The 18207-nt window shown below is 66.1% G+C and carries 18 protein-coding genes, 1 tRNA gene and 1 pseudogene; 17 read left to right on the top strand and 3 right to left on the bottom strand.

Features of this window, described 5'->3' with window-relative positions; all coding sequences use genetic code 11:
• Positions 1 to 342, bottom strand: a 342-nt coding sequence (locus Q1K70_RS02820) for a phosphoribosylformylglycinamidine synthase subunit PurQ (protein ID WP_300155455.1), incomplete at its 3' end; no start/stop codon positions are given.
• Between the two features lie 144 nt (positions 343 to 486).
• Between Q1K70_RS02820 and Q1K70_RS02815 the strand changes: the two genes are divergently transcribed.
• The 10 genes and pseudogenes from Q1K70_RS02815 (at position 487) to Q1K70_RS02770 (ending at position 9160) form a co-directional block, all read left to right on the top strand.
• Complete coding sequence (locus Q1K70_RS02815; protein WP_300155453.1) at positions 487 to 2118, top strand: CTP synthase; 1632 nt, start codon at positions 487 to 489, stop codon at positions 2116 to 2118.
• Positions 2119 to 2295: 177 nt separating this feature from the next.
• Entirely contained in the window at positions 2296 to 3732 is a 1437-nt protein-coding gene (gene rpoN, locus Q1K70_RS02810) for an RNA polymerase factor sigma-54 (RefSeq protein WP_300155450.1), read from the top strand.
• 50 nt (positions 3733 to 3782) lie between these two features.
• A complete protein-coding gene (gene raiA / locus Q1K70_RS02805; RefSeq protein WP_300155447.1) occupies positions 3783 to 4331 on the top strand; it encodes a ribosome-associated translation inhibitor RaiA in 549 nt (182 codons plus the stop codon).
• Entirely contained in the window at positions 4332 to 4784 is a 453-nt protein-coding gene (locus Q1K70_RS02800) for a PTS sugar transporter subunit IIA (RefSeq protein ID WP_300155444.1), read from the top strand.
• Positions 4785 to 4989: 205 nt separating this feature from the next.
• Positions 4990 to 5877, top strand: a complete 888-nt coding sequence (rapZ, locus tag Q1K70_RS02795; protein WP_300155441.1) for an RNase adapter RapZ — start codon at positions 4990 to 4992, stop codon at positions 5875 to 5877.
• A 96-nt stretch (positions 5878 to 5973) separates the two neighbouring features.
• Positions 5974 to 6411: a PTS sugar transporter subunit IIA gene (locus Q1K70_RS02790; RefSeq protein ID WP_300155438.1), complete on the top strand. Its 438-nt coding sequence runs from the start codon at positions 5974 to 5976 to the stop codon at positions 6409 to 6411.
• 3 nt (positions 6412 to 6414) lie between these two features.
• Complete coding sequence (locus tag Q1K70_RS02785) at positions 6415 to 6876, top strand: PTS sugar transporter subunit IIB (protein WP_300155435.1); 462 nt, start codon at positions 6415 to 6417, stop codon at positions 6874 to 6876.
• A gap of 102 nt (positions 6877 to 6978) precedes the next feature.
• Positions 6979 to 7608: pseudogene (locus Q1K70_RS02780) on the top strand (PTS sugar transporter subunit IIC); the annotation flags it as partial.
• 261 nt (positions 7609 to 7869) lie between these two features.
• Positions 7870 to 8790 (top strand): manganese-dependent inorganic pyrophosphatase, encoded by a 921-nt coding sequence (locus tag Q1K70_RS02775; protein WP_300155433.1) that lies wholly within the window; start codon positions 7870 to 7872, stop codon positions 8788 to 8790.
• Between the two features lie 196 nt (positions 8791 to 8986).
• Positions 8987 to 9160, top strand: coding sequence for a hypothetical protein (locus Q1K70_RS02770; protein ID WP_300155430.1), 174 nt, complete (start codon positions 8987 to 8989; stop codon positions 9158 to 9160).
• Positions 9161 to 9775: 615 nt separating this feature from the next.
• Here the strand turns inward: Q1K70_RS02770 and Q1K70_RS02765 are convergent.
• Together Q1K70_RS02765 and Q1K70_RS02760 are read right to left on the bottom strand one after the other, a co-directional pair.
• Positions 9776 to 9852 (bottom strand) — tRNA-Arg (locus tag Q1K70_RS02765).
• A gap of 64 nt (positions 9853 to 9916) precedes the next feature.
• Positions 9917 to 11416 (bottom strand): GGDEF domain-containing protein, encoded by a 1500-nt coding sequence (locus tag Q1K70_RS02760; protein WP_300155427.1) that lies wholly within the window; start codon positions 11414 to 11416, stop codon positions 9917 to 9919.
• 126 nt (positions 11417 to 11542) lie between these two features.
• On the opposite strand from Q1K70_RS02760, the gene Q1K70_RS02755 reads away from it, so the two are divergent.
• The 7 genes from Q1K70_RS02755 to Q1K70_RS02725 all read left to right on the top strand — a co-directional run bounded on the left by Q1K70_RS02755 (position 11543) and on the right by Q1K70_RS02725 (position 17934).
• A complete protein-coding gene (locus Q1K70_RS02755; RefSeq protein WP_300155424.1) occupies positions 11543 to 13204 on the top strand; it encodes a glycosyltransferase family 4 protein in 1662 nt (553 codons plus the stop codon).
• Positions 13201 to 14082: a 16S rRNA (adenine(1518)-N(6)/adenine(1519)-N(6))-dimethyltransferase RsmA gene (gene rsmA, locus Q1K70_RS02750; protein WP_300155422.1), complete on the top strand. Its 882-nt coding sequence runs from the start codon at positions 13201 to 13203 to the stop codon at positions 14080 to 14082. Before Q1K70_RS02755 ends, rsmA begins: the two co-directional genes overlap by 4 nt.
• 42 nt (positions 14083 to 14124) lie before the next feature.
• A complete protein-coding gene (locus Q1K70_RS02745) occupies positions 14125 to 14571 on the top strand; it encodes an HU family DNA-binding protein (RefSeq protein ID WP_366521644.1) in 447 nt (148 codons plus the stop codon).
• 21 nt (positions 14572 to 14592) lie between these two features.
• Positions 14593 to 14775 (top strand): hypothetical protein, encoded by a 183-nt coding sequence (locus Q1K70_RS02740; protein ID WP_300155419.1) that lies wholly within the window; start codon positions 14593 to 14595, stop codon positions 14773 to 14775.
• A 151-nt stretch (positions 14776 to 14926) separates the two neighbouring features.
• Positions 14927 to 15127, top strand: coding sequence for a 30S ribosomal protein S21 (gene rpsU, locus Q1K70_RS02735; protein ID WP_029458147.1), 201 nt, complete (start codon positions 14927 to 14929; stop codon positions 15125 to 15127).
• Positions 15127 to 15573: a GatB/YqeY domain-containing protein gene (locus Q1K70_RS02730; protein WP_300155412.1), complete on the top strand. Its 447-nt coding sequence runs from the start codon at positions 15127 to 15129 to the stop codon at positions 15571 to 15573. The genes rpsU and Q1K70_RS02730 overlap by 1 nt, the downstream gene beginning before the upstream one ends.
• A gap of 18 nt (positions 15574 to 15591) precedes the next feature.
• Positions 15592 to 17934, top strand: a complete 2343-nt coding sequence (locus Q1K70_RS02725) for a Smr/MutS family protein (RefSeq protein WP_300155409.1) — start codon at positions 15592 to 15594, stop codon at positions 17932 to 17934.
• Positions 17935 to 18207 lie beyond the last annotated feature (273 nt).

The raw sequence follows: 18207 nt of genomic DNA, 5'->3' as shown, positions 1-18207 counted from the left end.
GCCGAGCTTCACCAGGAGCAGGAAGCCGTCGCAGATGCCCAGCATCAGGCCGCCGTCCTCGCAGAAGGTGCGCAGCTGGTCCAGCAGCGGATCACCCGAGACGGGCTGGGCGTATTTCCAGCGGATGGCTCCGGCCTGGCCCGCGCCGAGGTCGTCGCCGTCGAGAAATCCGCCGGGAAAAATAAGAAAGTTGTAGCCGGGCAGGCGCACCCGGCCGGCGATGATGTCGGAGAAATAGACGATGTCGGTCTGGTCGGAACCGGCGAGTTTGGCCGCATGAGCGGACTCCGCCTCGCAGTTGGTGCCGTAGCCGGTGATGACCAGGGTTTTCACGTGGGCCATGAACAATGCTCCAAGGGGTTTCTTGAAAAATCCGGGCCGGTCGCTTAGACGTATCCGAGCGACATTACGTGCCCCCGCGCAAGGCGTCAACCGGCCGGGGGTTTTCAGCGTTCCTCCATAGCCCCTCAAGGAGTCTCGATCCCTATGAAGACCAAGTTCATATTCGTCACCGGCGGCGTGCTCTCGTCCCTGGGCAAAGGCCTCGCGGCCGCTTCCATCGGCGCGCTTCTCCAGGCGCGCGGGCTTCGCTGCACCATCATGAAGCTCGACCCGTACATCAACGTGGACCCGGGCACCATGAACCCCTTCCAGCACGGCGAGGTCTACGTCACCGACGACGGGGCGGAGACGGACCTCGACCTCGGGCACTACGAGCGCTTCCTCGGCGTTCCCATGAGCCAGAACAACAACTACACCTCCGGCCGGGTCTATTTCAGCGTCATCCAGAAGGAGCGGCGCGGCGACTACCTCGGCGGCACGGTGCAGGTGATCCCGCACATCACCGACGAGATCAAGCGGGCGATCCTGGGCGCGCCCACGGACGAGGACGTGGCCATCATCGAGATCGGCGGCACGGTGGGCGACATCGAGGGCCAGCCGTTCCTGGAGGCCATCCGCCAGCTGCGCATGGATCTCGGCAAGGAAAACGTCCTTTATATCCACCTGACCCTGGTGCCCTACCTGCGCGTGGCCGGCGAGGTCAAAACCAAGCCCACCCAGCACAGCGTCAAGGAGCTGCGCTCCATCGGCATCCAGCCCGACATCATCATCTGTCGCAGCGAGGTGGAGCTCGGACGGGATCTCAAGGAAAAGATCGCGCTTTTTTGCGACGTGGACGCCGACGCCGTGTTCACGGCCGTGGACGTGGGCAACATCTACGAGGTGCCGCTCAAGCTCTACGCCGAGGGCGTGGACCAGAAGATCGCCATCCTGCTGCGTCTGCCGGCCAAAAACGCCGACCTCGAGGCCTGGCGCGCCATGCTCCACCGCCTGGAGCATCCGGCCGGGACGGTGTCCATCGCCATCGTCGGCAAGTACGTGGACCTCAAGGAGGCCTACAAGAGCCTGCACGAGGCGCTGGTCCACGCCGGCGGCATCTGCGGCGTGTCCATCCGCTTCGTCTACGTCAATTCCGAGGAGGTCGACCGGCAAAACGCCGCCGCCACCTTCGCCGGCATCGACGGCATCCTGGTGCCGGGCGGCTTCGGCTCACGCGGGGTCGAGGGCAAGATCGCGGCCATCGAGCACGCGCGCGTGGCCGGCGTTCCCTTTTTCGGCATTTGCCTCGGCATGCAGTGCGCGGTCATCGAGTTCGCCAGGAACGTCCTGGGACTGGCCGGCGCCAATTCCGAGGAATTCGACCTGACCACCCCCCATCCGGTCATCTACCTCATGCGGGAATGGTTCGACTTCCGCACCAAAAAGCTCGAGCGCCGCGACCCGTCCTGCGACAAGGGCGGCACCATGCGCCTGGGGGCCTACCCCTGCGTGGTCAAGCCCGACACCCAGGCCGCCCAGGCCTACGGCCCGGGCGAGATCAGCGAGCGCCACCGCCACCGCTACGAGTTCAACAAGACCTACGCCCCCCAGTTCGAGGAGGGGGGACTGGTCCTCAGCGGCCTGTCCCCGGACGGCGAACTGGTGGAAATGGTCGAACTGCCCGGACACCCCTGGTTTCTGGGCTGCCAGTTCCATCCCGAATTCAAGTCCAGCCCCATGCGCCCCCACCCGCTTTTCCGGGAATTCGTGGCCGCGGCCAAGCGGTCCAAGGGGTAGGGCGGGCCGATTTCCCAGGCGGGCCGGGCCGCAAAGTCCGGAAGGTTTCCAAGGAAACGGGCAATCTGGCGGATTGCCACAACCCTTCAATTGTGGCATGCTTTTTGTTGAGCGGGGCCGGCTGCACCGGCCCCGCCTATTCTCGGCGAACCTCCAAAAGCGGGCACGGCGGTAGAAATGGCTCTCGAACTGCGACAGCAGCTCAAACTTTCCCAGCAGCTGGTGATGACTCCCCAGTTGCAGCAAGCCATCAAGCTCCTGCAGCTTTCCCGGCTGGAGCTCCTGGAAAGCGTGCAGCAGGAGCTTCTGGAAAATCCACTCCTTGAGGAATCCATCGAGGAAGACCGCCAGCCGGAACGCACCATGGCCGAGGAGAACCTCGGGCCCTCGGGCGATTCCAGCGACGTGGCCATGGAAAAGGAACTGCTCAAAAACGCCGAGTGGGAGGACTACATCGGCGATTTCGCCAGCACCAGCCGGCAGTCCCTGGCCCGGGAGACGGAATTGCCCGAGGAGGGCATGTCCTTCGACGCCAGGCTCGCCTCCAAGCCGTCCCTGGAGGGGCATCTCGGCTGGCAGATGCGGCTCTCCAACTTCACGGACAAGGAACTCGAGATCGGCGAGACCATCGTCGGCAGCCTCAATTCCTCGGGCTACCTGCGCGCCACCCTGGACGAGCTGGCCCAGATGACCGCCTCCACGGTCGAGGACGTCGAACGGGTGCTCCTGCGCATCCAGCGCTTCGACCCGGTGGGCGTGGCCGCGCGTTCGCCCAGCGAATGCCTGCTCACCCAGATCGAGGTCTTCGGTTACGAGGACCCCATCCTCATCGAACTTGTGCGCGACCACCTGGAAGACCTGGAAAAGAAGCGCTACAAGCCCCTGGCCAAGAAGTTCCGCCTGACCATGGAGAAGCTCAAGGAATACCTGGAGCTGATCCAGACGCTCAATCCCATGCCCGGGGCCAGCTACGGCTCGAGCGACCCCATCTACGTGAGCCCGGACGCCTTCGTGTACAAGTACGGCGACGACTTCGTGATCCTGCTCAACGAGGAGGGCATGCCGCGGCTCAACCTCAACATGTCCTACATGGAAGGCGTCAACCCCAAGACGGACAAGGACAAGGACTATCTGCAGGACAAGATGCGCTCGGCCATGTGGCTCATGAAAAGCCTGTACCAGCGCCAGCGCACGCTTTATAAAGTGCTGGAAAGCATCGTCAAGTTCCAGCGGGAATTCTTCGAGCACGGCGTGACGCGCCTGCGGCCGCTGATCCTCAAGGACGTGGCCGACGACATCAGCATGCACGAATCGACCGTGAGCCGCATCACCTCCAACAAGTACGTGGCCACGCCACACGGCATTTTCGAACTGAAGTTCTTCTTCAACAGCTCCCTTGAACTCGACGACGGCAGCACCGTGGGCTCCGAGTCGGTCAAGGCCATGATCAAGCGCATCATCGCCGGCGAGAACGCCAAGCGGCCCATCAGCGACGAGGCCATCGCCGACATGCTCAAGGAAGAACTGCAGATCAACATCGCCCGGCGCACCGTGGCCAAGTACCGCACGGCCATGGGGATCGAATCCTCGTCCAAGCGCAAGGAAATTTTCTGATGCTTCGGGCCGGGCCTGCCGGCCCAATACCACGCCATCCGGAGGACCCCATGAACATCACCTTTAATTTCAAGAATTTCGAACCGTCGGATCATTTGCGCGACTACGCCCGCAAACGCTTCGACAAGCTCGCCAAATATACCACCGCCACCGACGCTTCCGAACTCCAGGTCAACTTGGCCGTGGAGAAGACCCGCCAGATGGCCGATGTCGTCTTCCTGGCCGACAACATGCACATCTCGGCCCACGAAGTCTCCGAGGACATGTACTCCACCATCGACATGATCCTCGACAAGGTCGAGGCGCAGGCCAAGAAGTTCCGCGAGAAGCAGAAGGACCGCCGCCGCCAGGCCGTCGACACCGTGCGCCTGCAGGTCATCAGCATCAGCGAGGATGCCGCGGGCGGGCGCACTCCGACCATCGTGGAGACCGACGACTTCTCCCCCAAGCCCATGGCCGTGGAGGAAGCCGCCGAGCAGCTGGTCAGCCTCAAGCAGGAGTTCCTGGTGTTCGTCAATTCCGAAACCGAACGGCCCAACGTCATCTACCGTCTGCGCAACGGCGACTTCGGCCTGATCGATCCTGGAACGGGCGCGTAAATGAAGCTTGAGGACTATCTCCAGCCCGAGTTCGTCATCGGGGATCTTGCCGCCGAATCCAAGGGTGAGGCGCTGGCCGAACTGGTCGCGCCGCTGAAAAAACGCTGGCCCGACTTCGACGACGCCAAGGCCAGGCAGGTGCTACTGGACCGCGAAAGCCTCGGCACCACCGGCATCGGCGACGCCGTGGCCATCCCCCACGGCAAGATGGAGAGCCTCCAGCAGATCGTCATCGTCGTCGGCAGGAGCCTCAAGGGCGTGAACTTCGATGCGCTGGACCTCAAGCCCTGCCGCATCTTCTTCCTCGTCCTGGCCCCGGAGCACGTGGCGGGCCTGCACCTGCGCATCCTGGCCCACATCTCCCGGCTTCTCTCCGACGAATCCTTCCGACGCGCCTTTCTGGGCGCCGAGGACGAAGCGGCCCTGTGGCGGGTGCTGACCGCCGCGGCCTGATGTGAAACCGTTTCGCCCCCTGTCCGTGCGCCGGCCGTCACACGGCCGCGCCGGGCAGGGGGTATCGTTTCCGGCGACGGGCCGCCCGCAAGGCGGCGCTTGATCGGGGCTTCCCCCAGGGAGCCCGAACCTCTGTCCGGCCGGACCGCGAGGCGCGGCACGGGTCGCCGCCCCGACGGGGGAGGCGGCCGGAGGGCGAAACGGCATGCAAGACGCGCCTGCGGATCTCAAGATCGTCATCCTGACCGGGCTGTCCGGTTCCGGCAAGAGCACCGGGCTTCGGGTCTTCGAGGACCTGGGCTTTTTCTGCGTCGACGGGCTGCCCGTGAGCCTCGTGCCCAAGCTCATCGGCCTTTTCGACGACAAGGGAGGCCAGCGCTACAAGGGGCTGGCGCTCGGCATGGACGTGCGCCAGGCCGACCTGGACCGGGACTGGGGCGCGACGCTGGCCCAGGTCAAGGGCCGGGACGTGAGCCTGCAGATCATCTTCTTCGAGGCCGACACCCAGGAGATCATCCGCCGCTACGCCACCACCCGGCGCCCGCACCCCCTGGAGAGCCCGGTCATGGGCCTGGAGCAGGCCGTGGCCGCCGAGCGCGAGCGCATGACGCCGCTTCGCGACGCCGCGGACATGGTCATCGACACCACCGACTTCTCCATCCACGACCTGCGCCGCAAGCTCCAGGAGAAGTGGGCCTCCATCCGGCCGTCCAAGGGGACGCTCAAGGTCCACGTCATGAGCTTCGGCTTCAAGTACGGGCCGCCGTCCGAGGCGGACATGCTCTTCGACCTGCGCTTTCTGCCCAACCCCTATTTCGACAAGGACCTCCGGGAAAAGACCGGCAAGGACGAGCCCGTGCGCGACTATGTCCTGGCCGAGGACCCGGGCCGGGAGTTCCTCGGCCGGCTCAAGGACTTCCTGCTCTACCTGTTGCCGCTGTACGCCAAGGAAGGACGCTATCGCCTGACCGTGGCCTTCGGCTGCACCGGCGGCCGGCACCGGTCCGTGGCCGTGGCCGAGGCGATCTTTGACACCTTGTCCAAGGCTGGCTACAATATTTCCCTTGAACACCGGCATATCGAGCGCGGCTGAGGCGGCGCTTCCGATACGTCACGGCGTTTTCCGGTCGCGGGCGCATGCGTCGCGGCCTCACCGCAGCCAAGGGCCGTGCGCCCGTCGTGAGGATGCATGAGCGGGCAAAACCAGCCCGACGCGCCCGTGGGCGTGGTCGTGGTCACCCATACCGAATACGGCGCCTGGCTGCTCAAGGCGGCGGAATTCATCCTCGGTCCCCAGGACCATTGCCGCTGCGTCAGCGTGGACATGACCCATCCCGTGGACGCGACCCTGGTCACGCTCAAGGCCGCCATCAAGGAAACGGACCGGGGCGCCGGCGTGCTGATCCTCACCGACATGTTCGGCGGCACGCCGACAAACTTAAGCCTGTCGCTTCTGGGCACGGGACGCCTGGAGGTGCTCACCGGCGTCAACCTGCCCATGCTCATCAAGATCCTGGGCTCGCGCACCAAGGCCCTGGAAACGCTGGCCGTGGAGGCCAAGCAGGCCGGCTGCCAGGGCATCGTCGTGGCGGGCGAGGTGCTGCGCAAGAAGGTGGCCGAGGGCTAGGCCATGGCGTTCGTACGGGTGGACAACCGGCTCGTGCACGGCCAGATCATCGAGACTTGGCTGCCGTTTACCCACGCCCGGGCCATTCTGGTCGTCAACGACGCCCTGGCCGGCGATTTCCTGCGCCAGGAGATCATGTCCCTGGCCATCCCCGCCGGGGTGCGCATCGAATTTCTGCCCGTGGCCGAGCTGGTGCCGTTTCTCGGCCGCAATCCCCTGGAGGCCGAAGGGGCGCTGATCCTCTTCGCCAGCTGCCGCGACGCCCGGGCCGCCTACGAGAAAGGCTTTGGCTTCGGCAACCTCAACCTCGGCAACCTGCACTACGCGCCCGGCAAGAAGCAGGTCTGCCCCCACGTGGCCCTGTCCAAGGAGGACGAGTCCTGCCTGGACTTCTTGCGCGACAACGGCGTGCGCCTGGACTACCGCTGCGTGCCGAGCGATCCCCTACAGCTGCGCGGCGCCTGAGGCGGCGGCGCGGCGACGACCAGCCGGAGCGAACGACGACATGACCCATCAGGCCGACATCCTGCTGCACGTTGGAAGCGTCGCTTTTTTTTTGTCCTTTTCTCGTCGTTCCGGTTCTTCGTCAACGCGGCGCTGCTTGAACGGCCGGTGATCATCGGCTTCGCCTGGGCCGCGGCCTTCGGCGACCTCGACCTGACGCTCAAGCTGTGCCTTTTCTACGAGCTTTTCTGGCTCGACGGCATCCCGGCCGGCACGCACATTCCGCCCAACGCCGCCGCCTCCACCCTGGCCGGGCTTTCCCTCATGCACGTGTTCAAGCTGACCTCGCCGGCCGAGGCGCTTTTCGTGGCCGCGACCACGGCCATGCTCGGCCGGCTGTTCGCCGCCCTGGAGGGCGTGCAGCGGGTGGTGGAGAACATGGTGCTGTCGCGCTACATCGCCGCCCGGGAACGGGCCAAGGCCCCTTTCGCGCCCGGGCGGCTCATCCGCCGGGCCTTTTGCGACATGGCGATCATAAACGGCGTGGCCTTCAGCGTGGCCTTGGCCGGGCTCATCGCCCTGTTCCACGCCATCCTGCCCCTGGTGTGGCCCTACCTGTCCTCCTCTGGCGCGACCTGGAGCCAGCTGTGGATCCTGGGAAGCCTCGGCGGCGTCCTCTCCCTGCGCTACCGGCCGGCCTACCTGACCCTGGCCGGCGGCATGGCCGTGGCCATGGCCTGGTTTTTGTCCTAGCCTCTCGCGACCGCTTCGTCCCACGCCGCGCTCCCGTCGCCGGTTCCCGCCGGGCAGCGGGACGGGACGCGCCTGGCGGCCCGGATTTCCCCGGAAAAGCACGGCCGGATTTCACGAAGCGCCTGGGCTCGGGCAAAAAAGCAGTCCGTGTCTCGGGAATTTGACTTGGCAAGAGTTGCCTTTTGGGATAATCTTCACAAGTTCCGAAATGAGGCTGCCAACCCGTCAGGGTTTTGGAAAAAACACCAGGAGGACACAACTATGGCTGTTTATGTCGTTGGTCACAAAAATCCGGACACCGATTCCGTCGCCGCCGCCATTTCCGTGGCTGATCTGATGAGCAAGGCCAAGGGCCTCGACGCCAAGCCGGCCGCCCAGGGCCCGCTCAACCCCGAGAGCGCCTTCGTGCTCGAAAAGTTCGGCGTGGCCGCTCCGGAGATCGTCACCGACGCCACCGACAAGCAGATCATCCTGGTCGACCACTCCGATCTGGCCCAGAGCCTGGACAACCTGGCCAAGGGCGAGATCCTCGGCATCTACGACCACCACAAGCTCGGCGACGTGACCACTCCCAATCCCCTGGACATCCTGGTCAAGCCCGTGGGCTGCTCCTGCACCGTGGTCAAGATGATGTACGACTGCGCCAAGGTCGAGATTTCCAAGGCCATGGCCGGCATCATGATGTGCGCCATCCTGTCCGACACCGTCATGTTCAAGTCGCCGACCTGCACCGCCGACGACAAAGCCGCCGTCGAGGCTCTGGCCAAGATCGCGGGCGTGTCCGACTTCATGTCCCTGGGCGTGGAGATGTTCAAGGTCAAGTCCGCCGTGGGCGGCACCCCGGCCAAGGACCTGGTCTTCCGCGACTACAAGGACTTCAACATGGGCGGCAAGAAGATCGGCATCGGCCAGTTGGAAGTGGTCGACCTGTCGATCCTCGAGCCGGTCAAGGCCGCCCTGCTGGAAGAGTGCAAGAAGGTCAAGGCCGAAGGCCGCCACAGCGTGTTCCTGCTGCTGACCGACATCATGAAGGAAGGTTCCGAGATGCTGATCGTCTCCGACGATCCCAGCTACGTGACCAAGGCCTTCGGCGTCGCGGTCAAGGGCGACTCCGTGTGGCTCGACGGCGTGCTGTCCCGCAAAAAGCAGGTCGTGCCGCCCTTCGAGAAGGCTTTCGCCTAGTCCCGCGCTGCAAAGCGTCAAAGAGGGGAGCGGCCTTCGGGCCGCTCCTTTTTTTCGGTCCGAGCCCGGAAAAAGCGGGCGCCCGCGGCTGTCGCGGCGCAACCTCCCGGGACGACGGCGCTTCTGGCGACGCCCAGGGCGGAGGCTTTGGCTGTGCGAAGGATGACATATCCCTAGGCTCCTGCTAGTGTGGAGCATGGAATGGATCTTTATCAGCCTTGCCGTGGGCCTCGTGGCTTTGGTGGCCATCTTCTCGATCGCCGCCAATCGCTATGATGGCGTGACCGTCCCCGGTCATTTCGACTTCGAAAAATACAAGTCCCAGGAACTTTCCAGGCGAGGGTTGTTCGACAAGACGAAATGGCGATAAGCCTTCGCTTTGGCTGGACGCCGATGATCGGGTACAAATCCTTGCCCGGTTTCCGGGGGGATTCACCCCGGGGTAAAGGATCCTGTACGATTTCCGGGAGGGGTTCCGCTGTTCGGCCGGCGCGCCCTACACGTAACACGCCGTGAAATATTGACAATGCCATCCGGGAGCGCCAGTGTCCCCTCTTGGCGCGACTCCTGCATTAGAGGAAGCATCCTTCCTCTGAACAACATTTTTTCCCAAAAGGCTTTCCGGGTGGCTCCCGGAAGGCCTTTTTCATTTTGATGGGCGCGAGTCGCCTCCGGGCGAGCGTTTCCGCCTGTTGCGGGGCGATCGACGGGCGGGTGGCTCCAGGCAGGCGGCCGCGGCGAGGTATCGGCTCGGCTGCGTCCGTCCCCGGCGGGTATAAAATCCTGCACGCGACTTCCGGAGAGGCTGACCGCGATCGTCCCGCCCCGGATTGGAGCTCGGTCGCCAAGCGGGGGGGGGCGGTCCGCGGCTGTGCGGTGGAGCCTCGGGCACCGGGAGGCTTTCCCCCTGGGTAAGGACTTTTCAGAACGTCTCCGCCAACGCAGAAGGGGTTGCGACTTGTGATCGCAACCCCTTGGAATCGTATGGTGGGCAATACAGGATTCGAACCTGTGGCCTTTGGCTCCGGAGGCCAACGCTCTATCCAACTGAGCTAATTGCCCGAAGGAGCGGTTATATACGCGGCCCGCTGGCGGTCGTCAAGCCGTCATTTGCCTTCGGTCGCGATCAGCCGGCGCTGGCCGCGCCGAGGCCATCGTCCTCGCTTCGCGAAACAGGGCCCAAGGCCGTGCACACCTGGTTGCGGCCGAGCTTTTTGGCTTGATAGAGCGCTTTGTCCGCCTTGTCCACCAGGTCCCGACGCTTGAGCAGCGCCCCGGGCGTGAGCGTCGACGCACCGATGGACACCGTGATGCCGAACGGCCGCCCCTCGCTGACGAACTGCGTCTCGGCGATGGCCCGGCGCAGCCGCTCGGCCAGGATGCGCGACTGCTCCTCCGTGGTCATGGGCAGGATCACCACGAATTCTTCGCCGCCGTAGCGGGCCGTGAAATCCGTGCTGCGAAGCGTCTCCGACACGATGCGCCCCACCTCGCGCAGCACGTGGTCGCCCATGAGGTGGCCGAACCGGTCGTTGATGTTCTTGAAATGGTCGATATCCAGCATGAGTAGGCTCATGGCGTGGCCGTAGCGCTGGTGCCGGCGCAGTTCGTCCACGAGGCGCTCGTCGAAGGCCCGGCGGTTGTGGATGCGCGTGAGCCCGTCGTGGTCGGCCCGGATCTTGACCTGGTTGAACAGGGCGGCGTTCTTGAGCGCCAAGGCCAGGTGGCTGACCGCGGCGTACAGGGTCTGCACTTGGTCCTTGCCGAGCGGCTGGCCCTTGTCCCGGTAGAGGATCAGCGAGCCGAAGGTCTGGCCGCCGGCCCGCAGGGGCAGGATGATGCTGTCCTCGGGCGAACGGGGGATGTCGACCGCAGCTCTGCCCGCCGCGCCGTCGAGAAAGGTGGTCTGGTAGCTCTGCATGGACCTGCCCGCGAGCTTGGCCCCCTGGCGCAGAAGCGCCTCGGTCCAGTGCCGCTCGGCGGCGTGGTCCATCTCCGGTTCGAGAAAAAGTTCCGCCTCCAGTTCGCCGGATTCGCCCTTCTGCCAGAGGATGCCCATGAGCCCGCGCATGGGCAGCAGCATTTCCAGGTCCTCCCGGGCATGGTCCAGGATGACCGTGGGGTCCAGGGATTCCGTGGCCCGGGTCAGGAAGCGGTTGAGGAAAAGGACCAGATCCGTCTTGCGGGCCAAAAGCTCGCGCTCGAGCATGATCTCGCGGGTCATGCGGAAGATGTCGTCGTAGAGGCTCTTGACCTCCTGGGCCCGGAAGATGACGTCGCGGACCTTCTTGTCCGTGAGCGGCTCGGAAATGGCCGAAAGGAAGCCATCGTCGAGCATTTCGTCGAAATCGGACACGGACTGGTCGCCCGAGGCCAGGAGCACGCGCTGGGCCACATCCCATTCCTCCAGGCGCTTGCGCGAGGAGGACGGCAGGGCGTCCCAGGCGTCCTTGGACACGAAGATGACCAGCGGCGTGGACCGGCTCAGGTCCCGTTCGCCGGGATGCCGGCCGGCCGGCCAGTTGCGCAGGGCATAGCCGCTGCCCAGGCCGGCAGAAATTGCCGCGGCGGCTTCGTCGGAAAGGCCGAGTCCCCATATCTGTTCAGGTCGCATGCCACGCGTCATCGCTGGCCTCCTTTGGTCCCGGAACCGCTGCGGGAGCGGCTCCGCCAGGCTTATTGCAAAAACAGGGCCACGCCTATCCAGCCGCCGGCGTTTGACATCGCGCCCGAGCTATGGCTCCGTCCCTGCATGCAAGCGCTCCGCCCCTTCGGGACCCTCGATCCCTTCATCGAATCCGGCGCGATCATGGGCCGCAAGGTGGCCAACGCCGGCTTCCTCGACGCCCTCGTGCGCGCCGATCCCTTCGACGCCTACCACTTCTTCATGCCCTCGCCCCGCGAGCGCGACCAGCAGCGCGACCTGCTCGCGGCCCGCTATCCCGAGGCCGAGGCCCGGGGTAAATTCAAAATTTTGACGCGGCTGGACCTGCCCGCGGCTCTGGCCGACACGGACTACGCCGTGTTTCACCTCTCGGACTGCATCACCTCCCAGCCCCGCCTGGCCGCCGCCCGAAACGCCCTGGCCCGGTCGATCTTCCCCATCACCGGCACCACCCACTCCCTGAGCTACGCCGCCTACGGCCGGGAGTTCCTGGCCCACCTCTGGCCCGGGACCACGGCCCGGGACGCCGTGGTCGCCACCTCGAGGGCCGGGCGGGACGTGGTCGCGCGCCTCTTCGAGGGGCTGCGCCGGGGCTACGGCCTGTCCCCGGAAACCCACCCGGCCCCGCGACTGGCCCGCATTCCCCTCGGCGTCGATCCGGCCGGCTGGCGCGCCCTGGAGGGGGAAGAGCGCCGGCAGGCCCGGGCCCTTTGCGGCATCCCGGTCGAGGCCACGGCGCTGCTCGTTTTCGGCCGCATCTCCCACAGCTCCAAGATGGACCCGCTGCCGGTGCTGCGCGCCGTGCAGCGCCTGGTCGCGGCCGGGACCGATCCGGCCGGGCTGTGCCTGGTCATGGCCGGCTGGGCCGACGACGAGGCCCAGGGCTTCCTGGAGACGTTGCGCGCCCTTGCCGGCAATATCGGCCTGCCTCTGGTCCTGGTTACGCGGCCGGACGAGGAACGCAAACGCCTGCTCTTCGGCGCGGTCGACGTCTTCGTTTCCCTGGCCGACAATCCCCAGGAGACTTTCGGCCTGACGCTGCTCGAGGCCATGGCCGCCTCGCTGCCCGTGGTGGCCTCGGACTACGACGGCTACCGGGACATCGTGGACCACGGCCGCACCGGCTTCCTGGCTCCGACCCTGGGCCTGGCCGACACCGGCCCGCGCGACGTCCTGGCCCCGCTTTGCTACGACAACCACACCCATCTGCGCCTGGCCCAGGGCCTGGCCGTGGACGTGGCCGCCGTGGCCGGCGCCCTGGAGCGGCTGGCGGCCGACCCCGGGCTTCGCCGAGCGATGGGCGCGGCCGGCCGGGCCAGGCTCGAGGCGGGCTTCACCTGGGACGTCGTGGTGGCCGCGCATATCCGTCTGTGGGAAAGCCTGGCCGCCGCGCCCGTGCCCGACCGCGAGCGCCTGCGCGGCCTGTCCCATCCGAGCGCCCTGGCCTACGGCGAGGTGTTCGCCGGCTACCCCACGCAGGTGCTTTCCGACGCCGTGCGCCTGACCTGGAGCCGGGCCGGCCGGGCCGTGTACCGGGGGCGGGATTTCCCGCTGGTCTACGAGGGCCTCGGCGGGGAAATCTCGCCGACCGCCTTGCGCACGCTGCTTTTTCTGGCCCGGGGCGGCTGCCCGGGCCTGACTTTGGCCGCCCGGCTGGCCGCGGCCGAGCCGTCGCTGGATCTTTTCGCGGCCGGCTTTCACGTGGTCTGGGCCCTCAAGCAGGATTTGCTCGAAAAGGAGGCGTCATGAGCCGGGATCGCCGGGCAGGGGAGCGCCGGGCGGCCCGGCCGAATGCGGACCTGTCGTCCGAGGTGGGCGAGGCGGAGGAGGGGAGCGAGGCCTACGGCCGGCCCAAACGCAGCCTGGGGCAGAATTTCTTGAGCGACCCCAACACGGCGGCCAAGATCGTGGCCGCGCTCGCCATCGCGCCCGGCGACGTGGTGGTGGAGATCGGGCCGGGCCGGGGGGCGCTGACGCCCTTCATCCTCAAGGCGCGGCCGGCGGCCTACCTGGCCCTGGAAAAGGACCGCGACCTGGCCGTGCGCCTGGCCCGGGAGCACCCCGGCGCGTCGGTGGCCATGACCGACGCCTTGCGCCTGGACTGGCGGCGGCTCGACCGGCTGCCCGGGGCGCGGGTCATCGGCAACCTGCCCTACAACATCGCCTCGCCGCTCTTGTGGGACTTGTGCGCCGGGGCGGCCGCCTTCGCCCGGGGCGTGTTCATGGTGCAGCACGAGGTGGCCCGGCGGCTGGCGGCGTCGCCCGGCGGGCGGGAGTACGGGGCGCTGTCGGCCTGGGTGGGGTCGTTTGCGCGGGTGGAATATTGCTTCAAGGTGCCGCCCACGGTGTTTCGGCCCCGGCCCAAGGTGGATTCGGCCGTGGTCGCCGTCACGCCGCGCCCGGCGGCGGAGCGTCCGGCCGAGCCGGCGGCGCTCTCCTGCCTGCTCAAGATACTTTTTTCCTTGCGCCGCAAACAGTTAGGTGGAATCCTCAAGGCGTTTCGCGATGCGGAACTCGACGCCTGGCTGGCGGAAAAGGGCATCTCCGAGCGGCAGCGGCCGGAGGATTTGTCGCCGCCGCAACTGTCCGAACTTTCCATATTGCTCAAAAAGCGCCTGGGCTCTTGACTTTGGGCCTGAAATCGATTTTCTTTTGGCCACTCGTCGCACATGCCGTCAGGCATCGGCGACACGGCGCAACGGGATCGGGCTGGTCGTCCTCGTCACGGGGAGGCGAGCGGGGGGCCTTCCCGTTTCACTGAAATGTCGGAGATGCACGGGAGAGGATCGGGAGCATTGCGCCGCCGCGTGGCGGTCGGCGTTCAAACGAGGAGGAGAGGACTGATGACCAAGGCTGATCTGGTAGGAAAAATTGCCGACAAGACGGGGCTGACCAAGGCCAACGCCGAGCGCGCCTTGAACGCTTTCATCGAGGCCGTCGAAGCCACCCTGGTGGGCGACGGGAAGATCACCCTGACCGGGTTCGGCACGTTTTTGGTGGACGAGCGCAAGGCCCGCACCGGCCGCAACCCCCGCACCGGCGCCGAGATCAACATCCCGGCTTCCAAGGTGGTGAAGTTCCGGCCCGGCAAGCTGCTCAAGGACGCCATCCAATAATCACTCCCGGGAGAACTTCACATGTTGCACGGCGAAACCGTTCACAGCCCGCTGCCCCAGGATCTGCCCTGGTGGCAGCCTGACCATTTCGTCTTTTTCAGCGTGCTGTACCTGGTGCTGTTCATCATCGCCTCCGGCATGGGCTATTGCGTGGTCAAGGCCTACCTTGACACGAAAAACGCCGACGCCCACGGGCACCACTAGGACAGCCGCCAGGCCGCGTTTTTTCGAATCCGCCCGGCGAAAGCCGGGCGGATTTTTCCGTCCGGAACATCCGCCCCTTGACGGAAAGGGTGTCCCGGGTTAAGCATCCTTTTTTGCCGCTAGGGAATTTCCCAAAGAGGGGGTGAGGTCAATGCCCGGAGTCTTCCTTGACGAGTCCGACAACTTCGACGTGGCGCTTCGTCGCTTCAAGAAGCAGGTCGAGAAATCCGGGATTCTCTCTGAGCTGAAAAAGCGCCAGCACTTTGAGAAACCCAGCGTCATGCGCAAGAAGAAAAAGGCCGCCGCCCGCAAGCGGTTGCTCAAGAAAATGCGCAAAATCAACATGATGTAATGAACCTGACTGCCCGTATAGAATCAGACTACCTGGCTGCCATGCGGGCTCGCGACGAGCTCGTCGTCGGGGTGTTGCGCATGCTCAAGGCCGCCGCCAAGATGCGGCAGGTGGAGCTTTTGCGCCCGCTGTCCGACGACGAGCTCCTCGACGTCCTGGCCAAGCAGGCCAAGCAGCGCCGGGAGTCCATCGAGCAGTTCTCCAAGGCGGGCAGGACCGACCTCGCCGACAAGGAAGAGCGGGAGCTGGCCGTGCTTTTGGCCTACATGCCCGCGCCCCTGACCGAGGCGGAACTCGCCGCCGCCGTGGACGCGGCCGTGGCCGAACTGGATGCCCGAAGCATGAAGGACATGGGCCGGGTGGTGCAGGCGGTGCTCGCCGCCCACAAGGGGCGGGTCGAAGGCAAACGGGTCAGCGACGCCGTCAAGGCGCGCCTCGCTTCCTGATTTTTCCCTCTTTTTCTTATGGAATCCAGAACCCTCTCGTTGCTGGAGTTTCCTAAGGTTTTGGAACGGCTGGCCGCCCTGGCCGTTTCCGAACCCGCGGCGGCTGCCTGCCGGGCCATCGCCCCCCTGGGCGATCCCGACGTCCTGGCCAGGGAACAACGCAAATTGGCCGAGGCCATGGAGCTGCGCCGCGACGCCGCTTTCGCCTTCACGCCCTTTCCCGACGTCGAGCCGCTTTTTCCCGTCCTCGAAAGCGAGCGCCGGGGGCTCGACCTCGACGCACTGGTGGCCCTTTCCCACGTGCTGTCCCAGGTGGCCGCCCTGCGCCTGGCCCTTGGCGCGGGCGAGGCCGGCCGGTCGCTTCTGCGCGACGAGGTCGCGGCCGCGCCCTGGCCCAAAAAGACCCAGGCCGCCCTGGCCCGATGCATCTCCCCGGACGGCAGGCTTCGCGACGAGAGCTCGCCCGAGCTTTTTTCCGTGCGCCAGGAGATCCGCACCATCCACCAGACCATCATGACCCGGGTCAAGGAGTTCGTAGGCGAAAAGGAGCTCGGGCCGCTTCTGCAGGACGACTACGTCACCATTTCCTCGGACCGGTACGTCCTGCCGCTCAAGTCCAATTTCAAGAGCCGACTCCCGGGCATCATCCACGACTATTCCCAGACCGGCGAGACGGTCTACGTGGAGCCGTTCTTCCTGGTCGAGGTGAATAACCGCCTTCAGGAGCTCAAAAACGAGGAGCGCGAGGCCGAGGCCCGCGTCATGGCCTTTCTCACGGGCCTGGCCCGCGACGAGCGCCGCGAGGTGGCGGCCGCCTACCGGCTGCTCGTGGCCTGCGACGTGCTCTGGGCCAAGGCCGCCCTGGCCGGGCGCATCGGCGGGACCCTGCCCGAGGTCGCCCCGGAGCACGCCGTGCACCTGATCGCCGCCCGCCATCCGCTGCTCGTGCTGGCCGCCGGCGACGACGCCCCAGCCCGCGTCATGCCCCAGGACCTGATCCTGGCCGAGGACCAGCGGGCGCTCATCGTCACCGGGGCCAACGCCGGCGGCAAGACCGTGTGCCTCAAGACCCTGGGATTGCTTGCGGTCATGGCCCTTTCCGCCCTGCCCGTGCCGGCCGGGGAGGGCAGCCGGCTGCCGTTTTTCTCGAAAACCTTCGTCTTTCTCGGCGACGAGCAAAGCATCGAGGACCATCTTTCCACCTTCACCGCCCAGATCCGCCATCTTTCGCGCGTCTGGCCGGAGATCGACGCCGCCACCCTGGTGCTCCTCGACGAGTTCGGCGCGGGCACCGACCCCTCCCAGGGCGCGGCCCTGGCCCAGGCCGTGGTGGACGGGCTCCTGGACCGGGGGGCGTATCTCGCCGCCGCCACGCACTTTCCGGCGCTCAAGGCCTATGGCCTGTCCCGCCCGGGCGTGCGCGCCGCCTGCATGCTCTTCGACCCGGCCACCAAAAAGCCCGTCTACCGCCTGGCCTACGACCAGGTGGGCGCGTCCATCGCCCTGGACGTGGCCCGGGAGCACGGCCTGCCCGAGGAGATCCTGGAGCGGGCCGGCCGCTACCTGCTCCTGGACGGTGGCGACGCCGGACAGGTGTTCGAGCGCTTAAACGACCTGGCCCTTCGCCGCGAACGCGAGATCGAGGCCCTGGCCGCCGAACGGCTGGAAGAAAAAAAGCGCGTGGCCAAGCTCAAGGAGAACCTCAAAAAGGCCCAGGAAAACCTGGTCGAGGAGATCCGCGATCTTTCCCGGGATATTGTCCGACGCCACGAAGCCGGTCGCCTGGAACGCAAGGAAGCCCAGCGCGCCCTTGCCGCGGCCAAAAAAAGACTTATTGAAGAAACCGATGCCATCACCGGCACGAAGCCCGATACCGGAACCCCCGCCCAGGGCGTGACCCTGGCCGCCTTGAACCCCGGCCGGTCCGTGCGCATCGTGAGCTGGGACAAAAACGCCGTGGTGCGCGAGATCGACCTCAAGCGCCGGGCGGCCAAGGTCGATATAGGCGGTGTGAGCCTGTGGGTGCCCGAGGCCGACATGGCCCCGCTGGACGCCCCGGCCAAATCCGGTGGCGGGGTGACGGTGGCCCCGGCCAGACGCGAGGCCCCGGCCTCGGGCCTGGGACTGACGCTCGATCTGCGCGGCATGCGCGCCGACGCCGCCGAGGCGGAACTGGCCGCCTTCCTGGATACGGCGCTTCTTCGCGGCCACGGGGAGCTCGAGATCATCCACGGTCGGGGCACCGGGGCGCTTAGGCGCGAAGTCCACCGGATGCTCAAGGAACACCCGCAGGTGGCCTCTTTCGCCCTGGCTCCCGAAGACCGCGGCGGCGACGGCATGACCATGGTGACGTTGAAGTAACTATAAGGCGAATGCCTCCGGCGGCCAGGAGGGGCCGAGGGCCCCTCCTGGACCATCCCATAAAGGGGGATCGTACCCCCCGTCCCTCTCTTGGGGATGCGAATTTTTCTCTCCCGATACGGGAGGGGATGTGGCGGCTTGATTGGAATACGGCGTCGTAACCAAAGGCACGCAGTCAAATGGACCTGTCCCCCCTTTCCCCTTTGAAAGTTTTTTGGGGAAGGGGGCGCGGGGGGAACCCCAAATTTTAAAAAAAAGGGTTTACCCCCCCCA

Source organism: Solidesulfovibrio sp. (genome assembly GCF_029978005.1).
Classification (GTDB): Bacteria; Desulfobacterota; Desulfovibrionia; order Desulfovibrionales; family Desulfovibrionaceae; genus Solidesulfovibrio.
Note: the sequence above shows the minus strand (reverse complement) of the source record. Positions and strands in the feature narration are given on the sequence as shown.

Excerpts from the sequence above, each read along its gene's own strand:
- Q1K70_RS02815 (WP_300155453.1), top strand. The coding sequence starts at position 487 with ATGAAGACCAAGTTCATATTCGTCACCGGCGGCGTGCTCTCGTCCCTG.
- Q1K70_RS02770 (WP_300155430.1), top strand. The coding sequence starts at position 8,987 with ATGGAATGGATCTTTATCAGCCTTGCCGTGGGCCTCGTGGCTTTGGTG.
- Q1K70_RS02790 (WP_300155438.1), top strand. The coding sequence starts at position 5,974 with ATGAGCGGGCAAAACCAGCCCGACGCGCCCGTGGGCGTGGTCGTGGTC.
- rpsU (WP_029458147.1), top strand. The coding sequence starts at position 14,927 with ATGCCCGGAGTCTTCCTTGACGAGTCCGACAACTTCGACGTGGCGCTT.
- Q1K70_RS02775 (WP_300155433.1), top strand. The coding sequence starts at position 7,870 with ATGGCTGTTTATGTCGTTGGTCACAAAAATCCGGACACCGATTCCGTC.
- Q1K70_RS02740 (WP_300155419.1), top strand. The coding sequence starts at position 14,593 with ATGTTGCACGGCGAAACCGTTCACAGCCCGCTGCCCCAGGATCTGCCC.
- rpoN (WP_300155450.1), top strand. The coding sequence starts at position 2,296 with ATGGCTCTCGAACTGCGACAGCAGCTCAAACTTTCCCAGCAGCTGGTG.
- Q1K70_RS02760 (WP_300155427.1), bottom strand. The coding sequence starts at position 11,416 with ATGACGCGTGGCATGCGACCTGAACAGATATGGGGACTCGGCCTTTCC.
- Q1K70_RS02730 (WP_300155412.1), top strand. The coding sequence starts at position 15,127 with ATGAACCTGACTGCCCGTATAGAATCAGACTACCTGGCTGCCATGCGG.
- Q1K70_RS02725 (WP_300155409.1), top strand. The coding sequence starts at position 15,592 with ATGGAATCCAGAACCCTCTCGTTGCTGGAGTTTCCTAAGGTTTTGGAA.
- Q1K70_RS02745 (WP_366521644.1), top strand. The coding sequence starts at position 14,125 with ATGCCGTCAGGCATCGGCGACACGGCGCAACGGGATCGGGCTGGTCGT.
- Q1K70_RS02800 (WP_300155444.1), top strand. The coding sequence starts at position 4,332 with ATGAAGCTTGAGGACTATCTCCAGCCCGAGTTCGTCATCGGGGATCTT.
- rsmA (WP_300155422.1), top strand. The coding sequence starts at position 13,201 with ATGAGCCGGGATCGCCGGGCAGGGGAGCGCCGGGCGGCCCGGCCGAAT.
- Q1K70_RS02755 (WP_300155424.1), top strand. The coding sequence starts at position 11,543 with ATGCAAGCGCTCCGCCCCTTCGGGACCCTCGATCCCTTCATCGAATCC.
- raiA (WP_300155447.1), top strand. The coding sequence starts at position 3,783 with ATGAACATCACCTTTAATTTCAAGAATTTCGAACCGTCGGATCATTTG.
- Q1K70_RS02785 (WP_300155435.1), top strand. The coding sequence starts at position 6,415 with ATGGCGTTCGTACGGGTGGACAACCGGCTCGTGCACGGCCAGATCATC.
- rapZ (WP_300155441.1), top strand. The coding sequence starts at position 4,990 with ATGCAAGACGCGCCTGCGGATCTCAAGATCGTCATCCTGACCGGGCTG.